General features: G+C 44.4%; 12 protein-coding genes. 4 read left to right on the forward strand and 8 right to left on the reverse strand.

All coding sequences use genetic code 11. The features are described 5' to 3' along the window. Positions 1 to 16 precede the first annotated feature (16 nt). From DXN04_RS20895 to DXN04_RS20915, 5 genes are all read right to left on the reverse strand, one after another. The gene (locus DXN04_RS20895) at positions 17 to 1,924 is read right to left on the reverse strand and encodes an amylo-alpha-1,6-glucosidase (RefSeq protein ID WP_116855342.1); all 1,908 of its coding nucleotides are present in this window, start codon (positions 1,922 to 1,924) and stop codon (positions 17 to 19) included. Positions 1,925 to 1,968: 44 nt separating this feature from the next. Continuing rightward, positions 1,969 to 3,111, reverse strand: a complete 1,143-nt coding sequence (locus tag DXN04_RS20900) for a class I fructose-bisphosphate aldolase (protein ID WP_233525652.1) — start codon at positions 3,109 to 3,111, stop codon at positions 1,969 to 1,971. A gap of 80 nt (positions 3,112 to 3,191) precedes the next feature. Continuing rightward, complete coding sequence (locus DXN04_RS20905) at positions 3,192 to 4,469, reverse strand: TlpA family protein disulfide reductase (protein ID WP_158569096.1); 1,278 nt, start codon at positions 4,467 to 4,469, stop codon at positions 3,192 to 3,194. 580 nt (positions 4,470 to 5,049) lie between these two features. Beyond that, on the reverse strand, positions 5,050 to 5,523 hold the full coding sequence (locus DXN04_RS20910; protein WP_116855344.1) for a molybdopterin-dependent oxidoreductase: 474 nt from the start codon (positions 5,521 to 5,523) through the stop codon (positions 5,050 to 5,052). A 6-nt stretch (positions 5,524 to 5,529) separates the two neighbouring features. Continuing rightward, positions 5,530 to 6,120: a nucleotidyltransferase family protein gene (locus DXN04_RS20915; protein ID WP_116855345.1), complete on the reverse strand. Its 591-nt coding sequence runs from the start codon at positions 6,118 to 6,120 to the stop codon at positions 5,530 to 5,532. 678 nt (positions 6,121 to 6,798) lie between these two features. Between DXN04_RS20915 and DXN04_RS34855 the strand changes: the two genes are divergently transcribed. The 3 genes from DXN04_RS34855 to DXN04_RS20925 all read left to right on the forward strand — a co-directional run bounded on the left by DXN04_RS34855 (position 6,799) and on the right by DXN04_RS20925 (position 8,406). Continuing rightward, complete coding sequence (locus tag DXN04_RS34855) at positions 6,799 to 6,969, forward strand: hypothetical protein (RefSeq protein ID WP_158569097.1); 171 nt, start codon at positions 6,799 to 6,801, stop codon at positions 6,967 to 6,969. Positions 6,970 to 7,051: 82 nt separating this feature from the next. After that, positions 7,052 to 7,990: a hypothetical protein gene (locus tag DXN04_RS20920; RefSeq protein ID WP_116855346.1), complete on the forward strand. Its 939-nt coding sequence runs from the start codon at positions 7,052 to 7,054 to the stop codon at positions 7,988 to 7,990. Next, positions 7,987 to 8,406, forward strand: coding sequence for a MauE/DoxX family redox-associated membrane protein (locus tag DXN04_RS20925; RefSeq protein ID WP_116855347.1), 420 nt, complete (start codon positions 7,987 to 7,989; stop codon positions 8,404 to 8,406). Before DXN04_RS20920 ends, DXN04_RS20925 begins: the two co-directional genes overlap by 4 nt. 2 nt (positions 8,407 to 8,408) lie before the next feature. Here the strand turns inward: DXN04_RS20925 and DXN04_RS20930 are convergent, their stop codons facing one another. Then, positions 8,409 to 8,765: a DUF779 domain-containing protein gene (locus DXN04_RS20930; protein WP_116855348.1), complete on the reverse strand. Its 357-nt coding sequence runs from the start codon at positions 8,763 to 8,765 to the stop codon at positions 8,409 to 8,411. A 128-nt stretch (positions 8,766 to 8,893) separates the two neighbouring features. Then, a complete protein-coding gene (locus tag DXN04_RS20935) occupies positions 8,894 to 10,426 on the reverse strand; it encodes an aldehyde dehydrogenase family protein (protein ID WP_116855349.1) in 1,533 nt (510 codons plus the stop codon). A 256-nt stretch (positions 10,427 to 10,682) separates the two neighbouring features. Here DXN04_RS20935 and DXN04_RS20940 point away from each other — a divergent pair, with 256 nt between their 5' ends. Beyond that, complete coding sequence (locus DXN04_RS20940) at positions 10,683 to 11,603, forward strand: AraC family transcriptional regulator (RefSeq protein WP_116855350.1); 921 nt, start codon at positions 10,683 to 10,685, stop codon at positions 11,601 to 11,603. 52 nt (positions 11,604 to 11,655) lie between these two features. On the opposite strand, the gene DXN04_RS20945 is transcribed toward DXN04_RS20940, so the two are convergent. Continuing rightward, the gene (locus DXN04_RS20945; RefSeq protein WP_116855351.1) at positions 11,656 to 12,426 is read right to left on the reverse strand and encodes a P-loop NTPase family protein; all 771 of its coding nucleotides are present in this window, start codon (positions 12,424 to 12,426) and stop codon (positions 11,656 to 11,658) included. Positions 12,427 to 12,445: the final 19 nt, after the last annotated feature.

The following is a 12,445-nucleotide window of genomic DNA, read 5'->3' on the forward strand; positions in this document are numbered from 1 at the left end:
GATAAAATGATAGTTGTCAGGGAGCTGAAAGCAGTTTTTCAAAACGGATAAATTCAGCCACACTCCAGGCCTGCGCCACCGTACCTCCCGCTGCATATGGGGCATCGCCATTATAAACTTCCGGAATCGAATACAGGCAGGACTCTTCCAGCGCCGTCTCTACATGACTGAATAATTCCCGCAATTCGTCATTTACACCTTCGGTTTTTATCACTGCTGCCGCATAGTGCCCCAGGAGCCATGGCCATACTGTGCCCTGGTGATAAGCATGATCCCGTTCCAGCTGACTCCCTCCATAATTGCCAACATAACGGGGATCGTGTGGAGACAGGGTACGCAGTCCTCTTATGGTTAAAAGATCTCTTTTTACAATTGCGACCACTGCTTGCTGCTGTGCTTCATTCAATGGAGAATAAGGCAATGCCACTGCAAAGATCTGGTTCGGCCTTACAGACCAGTCTGCAATTCCTTCATGCACTACATCTGCCAGGTATTGTTTGTGATCATCCCAGAAGCATTTTATAAATCCCTCAGCAATCAATGCAGGGAATCCACTCCATTCGGCTACAAATGCAGTATCACCTGCATCACGGGCTGCATCTATACAAAAGCAAACGGCATTGTACCAGAGTGCATTGACTTCAACAGGCTTGCCAGGTCTTTGCGTAACAGGCGTATTATTAATCACGGCATCCATCCACGTCAGCGCTTTGCCGGGATAAGCAGCGCTGATCAGGCCATCCGCCTCCATATGAATATTGAAAGCAGTGCCATACCTGTAGTGATATAAAATATCCTTCAGCAGATCGCCGTAGTTGTTCCAGACAGCAGCCGTTCCTACTTCGTACAGCGCATATTGCTGCAGTGCCCATACAAACCACATAGCTGCATCTACAGTTGCATACTTACTCTCATCCCGCAGATTGCCCGTATTGGGCAATAAGCCGTCTTTTAAGAGCACCCGTAGTAAAGACATGATACTTGTAAAGGCCGGCGCATTCCCGGCCAAAAACGTAAGCCCGGGCAGCGAAATACAGGTATCCCTGCCCCAGCTGCCAAACCAGTAATAACCAGCTTTGATACTAAGGCCTCCTGGTGTATATATGATAAACTGTTGAGCGGCCCTGAGTAAGTACTCCTTCGTGGTTTGTGGTACTGGTTTGGGTTCCCTGCATACCAGTTGCTGTTTTTCCGCGATGCCACCCGAAAAAATCACAGGTTCACCGGGTATTAATGTTACTTCAAAATACCCGGGACCATACAGGTCTTCCTGGTATTCATACCCTCTCTCCCGCTCTACGGGATATTCTACATTGTAGTACCAGTAACCGGCTTCGTTGAAACGGGCAGCTCCTGTCATTTGTAAAAAGAGGGATGAGTACTGCGGGTACAATTGCATACGAATGCCGTTATTTACATAGTGCACGGTTCTGTCAGCCTGCTCATCGGCCCTGCGCACCCAGTGCATATTTCTGAATGCTAATAATGGGTGGAGCTTTAAAATAAGCGGGGCACTGCCTTTTGTGAGGGTATACCGGATGGTCAGACTTCCTTCGTCATCCATCTGCAATTCCTTCGTTAGCGCAAAATCGCCTGCTTCATAAGTCCAGCATGGTATGGGCAATGGACTAAAGGAAGTGAGATATTGCGATCCTTCAGGTGCAAATACATTCGGGTATTTGTGAATGCCGAGATCATAAGTTTTGTCTCCATCTATTACTGTTTCGTCCAGACTGGCCAGCAAAACATGATGGTCTTCATCTATCTGGGGTTGCAGGGCAACAACAAGGCCGTGGTACTTGCGGGTATTACAACCGGCTATCGTTCCTGCGGCATAATTCCCTTTTGCCGCTACTGTCAAAAACTCCTTGCTGTTGGAAAAAGCCAAATCGTTCAGTTGTGAACGGTCAAAAATTGTGCGCATGGTCTCCGTTTTGTAAATCAATACTTCATTCGCGGCCTAATCGATCAGGCAATTGTAATCGTCTCATCCAGGTACACTTCCTGTACCCCATGAATTAATTCAATGCCCTCTTTAAACGGACGCTGAAAAGCTTTGCGGCCCATAATAAGCCCGGTTCCTCCGGCTCGTTTATTAATCACTGCCGTCTTAATGGCTTCCGCGAGATCCGACTCACCCGTGGACCCTCCACCTGAATTAATCAAGCCGATCTTTCCCATGTAGCAGTTGGCCACCTGGAAGCGGCAGAGGTCTATGGGGTGTGCGGTGCTCAGGGCATCGTACATCGCATCATTGTACACGCCAAACTTCAGGTCCCTGAATCCATAGTTAGTATCCGGCAATTTTTGTTTGATGATATCGGCCTGAATAGTGACACCGATATGATTGGCCTGACCAGTAAGATCAGCGGCCGTATGGTAGTCTCTTTCCGGGGTTTTAAAGGCTGCATTCCGGGTATAACACCACAGGATGGTGGCCATGCCCAGGGAATGTGCTTCTTCAAAGGCAACGGCTATTTCCTCAATCTGGCGATTGCTCTGTTCAGAGCCAAAGTAAATGGTAGCGCCTACTGCTGCCGCGCCCATATTCCAGGCTTCCTGTACGCTGCCGAAGAGAATCTGGTCGTATTTGACCGGATAGGTCAGCAGCTCATTATGATTCAGTTTTACAATGTAGGGGATCTTATGGGCGTATTTCCTGGCATGCAGGCCCAGACCGCCGATGGTAGAGGCAACGGCATTGCACCCCGCTTCAATGGCTAGTTTCACAATATTCTCCGGGTCAAAGTAGATAGGGTTCTTATAAAAGGAATAAGCGGCAGTGTGTTCGATGCCCTGGTCTACGGGCAGGATGCTTACATAGCCGGTATGGGCCAATCGTCCATGACCATAAATTCGGGCCAGGCTATTCAGCACGGGGGCTGGCCGGTTACTTTCGATGAAGGTCTGCTGCCAGTTGCCAGGGTGAACAATATCCTGGGCTGTAATCTTTTCGCAAATGTGTTCAAGCAGGCTGGGAGCATCTTCGCCCAGATAATTGGAAATAGATAACATGGTGTAGCTGTTTAATAATGCAGGAATCGCACAATTACCATGCCCACGGGTCAGAAACTGTAAGATGTACAAATGCAACGATACATGGTACACCATTTATCAATATTAACAAAAATAAAAAGACCGTCTCAAAACTGAGACGGTCTCCCTTTACAATCAAACTACTTATTTAAATCTTATAGTACGCTTTGCATGCCTTTTTCAGCCATACCGATCATCTGCACGATTTCTTCCGCTTCCACATCATCATCTTCATCGAGGTCGCTCAGAGAGAAGCGGATGTTGCCTTTACCGTCGATAATAAATTTGGAAGGCAGGCCGTTTACTTCGAACAGTTTAGCCACGCGGCTGTCTGTGGTGCTTCTCAGATCCATCAGGGCTCTGAAAGGATAGTTGTTTTCCATCATGTACTTAGCTGCTTCAGAAGTTGCCTTTTTAGGATCTTTTTCTGTTTCGAAGCTGTGTACGAAGAGGAATACAACGCTGGTGTCGTGTCTGAACTTGTTGAATACCTTCTGCATAACAGGGAAGGATTTCTTACAAGGTGTGCACCAGGTGGACCAGAAGTCCAGCATTACTACTTTACCTTTGAAGCTGTTCAGTGATACTTCACGGCCTTTTACGTCAGTGAGTACGAAGTCAGGCGCAGGTCTTTCCATCAGTTTGGAAGCGATAGACTCCTTCATACGGCGTTTAGCTACACCGGCAGTAGAATCTACGAACACAGCGAACTCACTTTCACTACCGTAGCTGTCCAGGTAGATTTCTTTTGCTTCCTCTCTCAACGCTACAGTAGCGGATGATTTCAGCATAGCATGCTTAATCAGTTCAAAAGCTTCTGCTTTCTTACCCATACCGGACAGTGCGATGATATAAGGCTCCTGCACACGGGTGAAGGAATTTGGATCATGCTGCTCATAGAGTGGTTTTACCAGGTCGAGTGCCTGTCTGTAATCGCCTTTCTTATTCAGCACCTTAGCTTTCGCAATAGTATAATTGGTATAGTTAGCAATAAATTCAGGAGTAAAAGCCTGTGAATCACCTTGTTTCTGGATGAAATCCATGGTGTCCATGCTGGGCTTCAACAGTGCCAGGGCTTCATTGAACATACCAACTTCGGCCAGTTTAACAGCAGCGTTGGTAGTAGCTGCGTTCTTGTAACCTCTTGAAGTCATGGATTTGATCATCTCTTTCACTTTCAGCGGCTGTTGTGCTTCTGCCATGCTGATAACAATCGAATATCTCGCCTGATCGTACAACGCTGTATTTAAACCGGTATCGCTGTTTGGATAATCAGCGCGTACCTTGTTAAAAGCGGAAATCTTTCTTGACAAATAGGTTTCTTCCAGTACACCACTGCTCAATTTTTCACCAATCGGATTATTCAACAGAGACTGCGCATTTACCTGTAAAAACGCAGCACCAAGAAGGCCCATCAGGAATAAAACTTTCATCTTCATGAGTATTTATCTGTTTATATTAACATTCAATTTTTCCGGGCAATAAATTGCCCTGCCCCACTTCACGAGGCAATCGTTAGTTAATCAGTATACGTGAGTTTATAATTTTCAGCTAAGCAGGTCCGCTTGCTGTTACTTTTCCATTAGTCCGCACATACCATTTGTTTGGGAAAGCGATGCAAAGTTACAACCTCTTCCATTCAAAACAAGCAAAATAGTACTACTTCTTATCATCAAAATCCCTGTTAACAAGAGCAATATCTATTAAATATTAACCCAAATAGTTATTTTTCAATATATTATATTATTTGCATTAGCAACCACTTATATTAAAAATTAACAAATATTAACAGATATTTAGTTATTCGATTTAGCAAATTTGAGAGGATAGTATCAGGGTAGGAAATAATAGTATATAAACTACCCTCTTTTTTGGGGTGGATGGAGGGAAAAGGTATGATTGGGTAATAAGTTATTGGTAGTCCGGGTATTATTTAAAAAAAGCGGGGCAACAGCTAATATTTCACCTGGGTGGTATTATATTATTATAGGCTTTTGATATAATTATAGGGTTCTACCTGGCAAATCCTATATTAAAGGAGGTTACTTTAAAACAACTTCTTGCCGGTTTCTTTTCGCCGGGTACCACGATCCTCCAGGGTCCTTTATCTACCGGCAATGCGTGTCCGTCACTTTCATCGGCCAGAATGACGACTCTGTCAGTAAAGGCCTCATCCAGTTCGGCGAGGGAGAATACCACTGCATAGCCGTCGGCACAGTTTACAAGTAAATATTTGGAAAGGTTACCGCCACGCAGTTGTGCGCCGGTAGTCACACCAGCCAGGTGCAGGATATCGGCCACTGCCACTCCTTTATAGGTATGGTCCCTGCCATCCTTGTCTTTGGCAGTGACGGTGGTCCGTTTCATCTTTGCAAGATCTTCTTTTGTCAGGTCCAGTTCTTTGGTGACTTCACCACCTACGTGAATTGTTTGTGCCTTTAATTGTTGGAAACCAAAAAATACAAAAAGGATACAGATGATTCTCATTTTTATCTATCGTTTTAATAATTGCTGGTAGTCGTCCGCCGTGTCGATATCCAGGGCACCTAGGGGGAAAGATACAATGGCTATGTCCCCGGTTGATTGCCGCAGGATTTGTCGCATGCCATCAGGCCCTTGTAGTTCCTTTAATGCAGGGAAGTAATGACTGCCGAAAAGTACGGGGGTGCCGATGGTATTTTCGTAGGTAGCGCCTACAATTCCTTTTCCAGTTACCTGCTGGTGTTGGATAAGTTTTTTGAGCAGGTCGGCATTCACAAAGGGCTGGTCACAAACCATGATGATGATATTGGCAAGCTCCGGGTGTAGCAGGTGCATTTCTGTAATGCCGATGCCGATGGAACTGCCCATGCCTTCTTCCCAATGATCATTTTCCACTACTTCGATGGGGAGCTCACGCAATGCCTCTTCCACAAGATCGCAGTTGGCACCTGTCACCACCATTACAGGTGCATCGACCGCCGCAATCGCTTCTTCTCCCATGTGGCGGATGAGGGTTCTGCCCTGGTAACGCAGGAGTTGCTTTGGCTGTCCCAGGCGGGAAGAATTCCCCGCTCCCAGTATCAGTACACCATAAGTATTCATGACTAACTGTTTTTAAGTTATAGGGAAAGGGTTAGCACAATTTAAGAAAAAAAAATAGGAGACCATAATTGCCTCACCAGGGTTACAGCCTGCTGGCAAGCTGAAGGCTGATAGTCCAAATGCTGCAAATGATCTCCTAGTAAGTTTATGAAAAAAGCAGTTGTACTAATGTAAATGCATAGTACATGCCAATTAAGACAATCAATTAATAATCAGTAATTTATCTAGTGCTCTGCCTGCTCAATAATTCCAGATTCGGGAAATTCTGTGTAAATAATGGAACGGATACCATGCTCAAATGCCCGTTCAGTCTGGTGAATAGCTGATTTTCGTCTCTTAAATATAACGCGTTTTAGGCAAAAACATTTTTGTTCCGGCTAAAAAATACTCAGATATATAGAAATGCTGAGAGGTTGTTTTAAAATGAATTTTGGAAAAAATACTGAGTGAATATTGTTACTTTAAAAAAACTTTCCTAGATTCAATGTGCATAATAAATGCATTGTTAACTGGTAGTAAAAATTGCGATTGATCTAAACCATATTTGTTTTTAACACAACTAAACAAACACATTCCTCAAAATCTAAACCGATAAACTAATTCATCAGAATCTCAACCAAAAGAAGACCCTGTAATTTTCATTTCTCTTACCAATTTTCAAAACCCAAAACGAAAACGATGAAAAAGTTAGCGTTTCTTATGTTCGTGCTTGTTGCAGGCACATCGATCGCTGTTGCCGTAAAAGCCAAGGCCGGCCAGTCCAAAGTAGTAGCATTCTGCCATTGTGAACCAGACCTGACCTGTAATTCTACCGGTGCATGGGGTATCAAAACCCAGATCTGCCCCTGATCTACATTTCACACTCTTTAATGCTGTTGAGAAGAGGGTGTGAACAGCACCCTCTTACTTCTATGATATCTTAGCCTTTGTTATGAAAAGAAAGCTATTGATTCTCTCTGCACTCTTCTGCAGTGCATTTATCATCATGTATATACTCGTCCGGGGTGCGGAACCGGATAGAATTGTTTCTTCGGTAAGCCGTCAATACACACACTATAAACTGGAAACATTGGATACGATTGCCTTTCCGGGGCGAGTCAGTATTATGCGTGCCGCAGGTGACAATATCTACGGTTACGTATATAGCAAAAAGACAGTTTTTAGTTATAATACCACTCAGCATCGCCTGGATACCTTTTTTAATGACGGCCTGAAAGCACTCCCTATCATTACAAGGATAGAAATTTCTCCAGATGCAAAGACCTTCTACCTCTTTGATGAAACGCAGGAGCAACTTACCGCATACCAACCCGAAAATAAAAGCATTGACAGCGTAAGTGCAGCTACATTCCTGACAAGGAAAGGGGCCCAGTTACATTATAAGGATAGTATTATTTATGAATTTACACATTTTGAGGATGGCGGACTTTCCGCTGACGGCTTCTTTGTGCATAATTCCCGTTATCAGTTCTTCATTCCATTCTATCACTCAGGGATTGTAAAATATGATCCTTCTGATAACAAGGTCGCTACTTTTCAAACCATCGATCAATCACCGCCCATTAATATAGCGGTTCCTACCGGTAATATTTACGCCCGCTCACCCAAGGCTGTTATTGTCAATTCGACTGCGACTGCCGATGCAGATCACCTCTATGTACTGTCTTACGTGCTTTCGCAGGATGCTGTCAAAAGTGGCTACCGGGGGCCGGCTATAGACGTTTACAATTTATCTGACTCTAAATATTCAGGCAGTTTCCGCCTGCCGGGATTTCAGAATAAACCTGTATTGCAACTGGCGAAATGCGGTGATACCCTCATCGCAGCTTATGAGAAAAACATCTTACGATTTAAACTGGAACAGCTATGAAAAAAGAATTTATCCTATACCCGATTGTAGGCTTGCTTAGCTTGTTGTTTATGTATGCGGCGATTGCAAAAACTATGGATTATGGATTCTTTGTATCTGAGATGAGCAAATCGCCACTGCTCATGAAGTACGACAAACAATGGTTGGCTCCGGGTGTGCTGGGTGTTGAGTTCCTGATAGTGGCTTTATTAAGTTTTGCTGGCACCCGCCAATCCGGCTTGTTTCTTTCGTTTTTTGTAATGCTGCTATTTACCTTATACCTGAGTACCCTGTATTTCTTTTATACAAACATCCCCTGCTCATGTGGAGGCATCTTAGGCAAGATGTCTTATCCCACTCATATTATATTCAATGCCGTTTTTACATTGCTGGCTGCAGCAGGTGTAATGCTGTATAAAACGAACAATGCAAAATGAAGTTAGTTAGCCAGTGCTTTTATTTCATCTTCTGTAAAGACCCGGGAGCGGATATGAAATCTTAGGCCTAATGGGATCTCCAGACTGAAACTGCTGCCCCTGCCGCTAATCACATCCAGGGTCAATTGGGTATGCCGCCAATATTCAAACTGGTCTTTGCTCATGTAAAAATTACAGCCGGCTACATTTCCCAGCAATACATCAGATTGCCCCACTTTGAACTCTCCATCCGGGAAGCACATCGGTTGGGAGCCATCGCAACAGCCACCGCTTTGATGGAACATCAAAGGGCCGTGTTGCTGACGGAGCTTTTCGATCAATTCGATGGCGGCCGGCGTAGCTAAAATTCTTGCTGTCATAATTTAAAAATTGCCGAGGTTCCTGCTGAACTCATCCAGTATTTTATACCATTTATTCCCTTCATCAATCAAAATCAGGGCTGCTCCCTTGCGGGCAGCAGCCCTCCTGTCCACATGATTCCTATTTACTAAAAGAATCCAAGCTTTTGCTTGCTATAAGATATGAGCATATTCTTCGTCTGCCGGTAATGATTCAGCATCATCTTATGCGTCTCACGACCAAAACCAGATTTTTTATAACCACCAAAGGGGGCATGTGCAGGGTAAGCATGGTAACAGTTTACCCATACACGGCCCGCCTGAATAGCTCTTGGCACCTGGTACAGTTCATGTGCATCACGTGTCCATACACCTGCACCCAATCCATACAAAGAATCGTTGGCGATAGCAATTGCTTCTTCAGTTGTTTTAAATGTAGTGACGCAACTTACAGGTCCGAAGATCTCCTCCTGGAATACGCGCATCTTGTTGTTGCCTTTTAATAATGTAGGCTGGATGTAATAACCATTTTCCAAACCACTGTTCTGTTTGAACGCTCCTCCACCTGTCAGCACTTCCGCACCTTCCTGTTTACCAATATCCAGGTAACTCAGGATCTTCTGGTACTGGTCATCACTGGCCTGCGCACCCATCATTACAGTCGAATCAAGGGGGTTTCCCAACTTAATCGCCTTGGTACGTTCAATAACCCTTTTAATGAAGGCATCGTAAATGTGCTCATGCACCAGAATGCGGCTGGGGCAGGTACATACTTCACCCTGGTTCAGTGCAAACATGACGGCACCTTCCACCGCCTTGTCCAGAAATTCATCATCAGCATCCATCACACTTTCAAAGAAGATGTTCGGACTCTTACCACCCAGTTCCATCGTTACGGGAATCAGGTTTTCGGAAGCATACTGCATAATCAGGCGACCTGTGGTGGTTTCTCCAGTAAAGGCTACTTTGTTCACCCGTGGAGAAGAAGCCAGGGGTTTACCTGCTTCAACGCCAAAACCAGTCACGATATTCAAAACCCCTTTTGGCAATACATGTCCGATCAGTTCCATCAGCACCATGATACTGGTAGGTGTTTGCTCGGCAGGTTTCACCACAACACAACAGCCTGCAGCTAATGCAGGCGCTATTTTCCAGGCGGCCATGAGGAGTGGGAAATTCCAGGGAATGATCTGGCCTACGATACCGATGGGTTCATGCAGGTTAATACTTACGGTAGTTTCATCATGTTCACTGAGCGAGCCTTCTTCAGACCTGATTACGCCCGCAAAATAGCGGAAGTGGTCTACCACCAGCGGCAGATCGGCAGCCCTGGTTTCGCGAATGGCTTTACCATTGTCAATGCATTCTACGGTAGCGAGGTAGTCGAGATTGTCTTCAACAATCTGGGCGATTTTAAGCAATAAATTACTGCGATACGCTGCGGCAGTTTTGCCCCAGGTTTCAAATGCTTTCTGTGCGGCATCAATAGCTTTGTCAATGTCCCTGGCATTGCCACGGGCCGCCTTTGTAAAGGGTTTGCCATCTATCGGGGAGATGTTGTCAAAGTATTCTCCGCTCGATGGCGCGACCCATTCACCATTGATAAAATGATCGTATTTTGATTTGAAGGAAGGGCGTTCCGCCACATTTGATGTGGGAGCCACGGCGACTGTGTTGCTCATTACGGTGGAATTTATTTACGTGAAACAATATTGCTAATATCAGTTATGTCAGATTGAGAGGAGCTGATTTTTGTACTTTTTTATAGCACGATTGTACTTAAAATTATTAAGTGTATTCAACACCCGATTAAATTTGTAATTAAGTCACATATTTATGAACTTTCCCTGCGAAATGCTTACCACTGCTTCATCTTTAACATATCCTTATTAAAAAATTAGCTTACCTTACCTTAAGTAATAATAAAATGATTTTGTCATGCAGGTTAAAAATCATTTAAACCACGTTGCACTTTCCTCGTCGCGCGAGCTCCAGACATTGGTAGAAAACAGAAGGATCTTCAATCTCAAAAATTGTGAGCTGAATATATTCGAAAGTTACGAGCAGGCTCAACATGTGCCGCTTACATTTCATGATCTCGTTATCACCTCTATGGTACGTGGGCATAAGGTGATGCACCTGATGGACCAGCCCTCGTTTCATTATCTTCCCGGGGAGACGGTGATTGTACCACCTCATGAAACGATGATCATCGATTTTCCTGAAGCTTCCCTGGACAACCCTACGCAATGTATTGCCCTGGCTGTGGACGATGCCTACCTGAAGGATACGATTGAATATCTTCACTCCTATTATAATATCGGGGAAGACAGGACGAACTGGCAACTCACCTTTAATAAATACCATTTTGAGAATGACGATGATATAACGGCGCTGATCAATAAATTGATTAGTGTATGTAGTAGTGGGGATAAGGCGAAGAATATCTATGCCGATCTGCACCTGAAAGAGTTGCTGATCCGTTTGATTCAAAGTCAGCACCTGGAACAGGCGCACTCGTCCTTGCATAGTTCGAATAATCAGAACCGGATGCAGTATGTATTGCACTATATACAGGAACATCTGACGGAGAAGATTGCGGTGGATGCGCTGAGCAGGAAGGCTTATCTAAGCAGGAATTTATTCTTTAAATGGTTTAGGGAGCAGTTCGGTATTACGCCTTTGGAATATATTAATAAAGAGCGGGTAAAATTGGCCAAACAGTTGTTGTCGCAGCCCTCTCAAAATGTAAATACTGTGAGTAAGCAATGTGGATTCAGTGATGTAAATTATTTTGTAAGAGTCTTTAAACAGGCGGAGGGGATTACACCAAAAGCGTATCAATCCTGTATTATTTAATTTAGTGGGGGAAGTATTTTAGAAATCCTATCATCAATGACCGGAACGCTTATTACTTAGTACAAAATGCCATTTCGGCTCCTACAGAGAAAATAGCGGCCAGTTTCTCATATATGGTCTTCACTTTTGCATCGGTCAACTGCCGGCTAATATCCGCCAGCCTGGGTATATTCAATCCATTCTCTTTTAGCACCTGGTTAATTTCCTGCAGACTCCACCCTTTCTCCCCGGCACACTTTCCTGTAATTTCCAGCGCTAGTGTATGTTGCAGCAACCTACAGGTGATATCACTGATCATCTCCGTTTCATAAATATTCAATGCATCCGGATCCATTCCATTATACAGCGCAAATATCCTGATCGCATCGTCGATACTCAGTTCCTGCAGCTCATATGGAATTGTCTCCCTAATCCTCTCCCGGGAAGTTACAATTACAGTCCACTTATATTCCGTCAGGTACGCCAGTTGCGCAGGATCCTGAGGTGCATTATCCATACAAAGCAACTTATTGCCACCCATTTGCAGCAGCTTATCCAGTACATCATGTACACTGGATAAATGCCAGCTGTTCATTAAAACTTTGAAATCATTTTCCAGCCACAAGGCATGCTGATAATGAGGCTGCCCCATTATATTGAGCCGCCTGATCGCGGTATTGAAAAACTGCTTCAGTAAAGCGGTTTTACCAATACCTGCTACGCCACTGATACACACTACCCTGTTTGAAATACCGGCAAAAGTATTGATCGCATCCAGGTCCGTCCGCCTTCCTTCGAACAGGTCTTCAGTAGGAGCAACGGTGATTAGAGAAGGAATCGACATTTTGTGCTGTTAGATAAGA

The organism is Chitinophaga silvisoli (assembly GCF_003412465.1).
Lineage (GTDB): Bacteria > Bacteroidota > Bacteroidia > Chitinophagales > Chitinophagaceae > Chitinophaga > Chitinophaga silvisoli.

Bases quoted from the DNA above. Each gene is read 5' to 3' on its own strand.
- DXN04_RS20895 (WP_116855342.1), bottom strand. From the start codon at position 1,924: ATGCGCACAATTTTTGACCGTTCACAACTGAACGATTTGGCTTTTTCC.
- DXN04_RS20900 (WP_233525652.1), bottom strand. From the start codon at position 3,111: ATGGTGTACCATGTATCGTTGCATTTGTACATCTTACAGTTTCTGACC.
- DXN04_RS20905 (WP_158569096.1), bottom strand. From the start codon at position 4,469: ATGAAAGTTTTATTCCTGATGGGCCTTCTTGGTGCTGCGTTTTTACAG.
- DXN04_RS20910 (WP_116855344.1), bottom strand. From the start codon at position 5,523: ATGAGAATCATCTGTATCCTTTTTGTATTTTTTGGTTTCCAACAATTA.
- DXN04_RS20915 (WP_116855345.1), bottom strand. From the start codon at position 6,120: ATGAATACTTATGGTGTACTGATACTGGGAGCGGGGAATTCTTCCCGC.
- DXN04_RS34855 (WP_158569097.1), top strand. From the start codon at position 6,799: ATGAAAAAGTTAGCGTTTCTTATGTTCGTGCTTGTTGCAGGCACATCG.
- DXN04_RS20920 (WP_116855346.1), top strand. From the start codon at position 7,052: ATGAAAAGAAAGCTATTGATTCTCTCTGCACTCTTCTGCAGTGCATTT.
- DXN04_RS20925 (WP_116855347.1), top strand. From the start codon at position 7,987: ATGAAAAAAGAATTTATCCTATACCCGATTGTAGGCTTGCTTAGCTTG.
- DXN04_RS20930 (WP_116855348.1), bottom strand. From the start codon at position 8,765: ATGACAGCAAGAATTTTAGCTACGCCGGCCGCCATCGAATTGATCGAA.
- DXN04_RS20935 (WP_116855349.1), bottom strand. From the start codon at position 10,426: ATGAGCAACACAGTCGCCGTGGCTCCCACATCAAATGTGGCGGAACGC.
- DXN04_RS20940 (WP_116855350.1), top strand. From the start codon at position 10,683: ATGCAGGTTAAAAATCATTTAAACCACGTTGCACTTTCCTCGTCGCGC.
- DXN04_RS20945 (WP_116855351.1), bottom strand. From the start codon at position 12,426: ATGTCGATTCCTTCTCTAATCACCGTTGCTCCTACTGAAGACCTGTTC.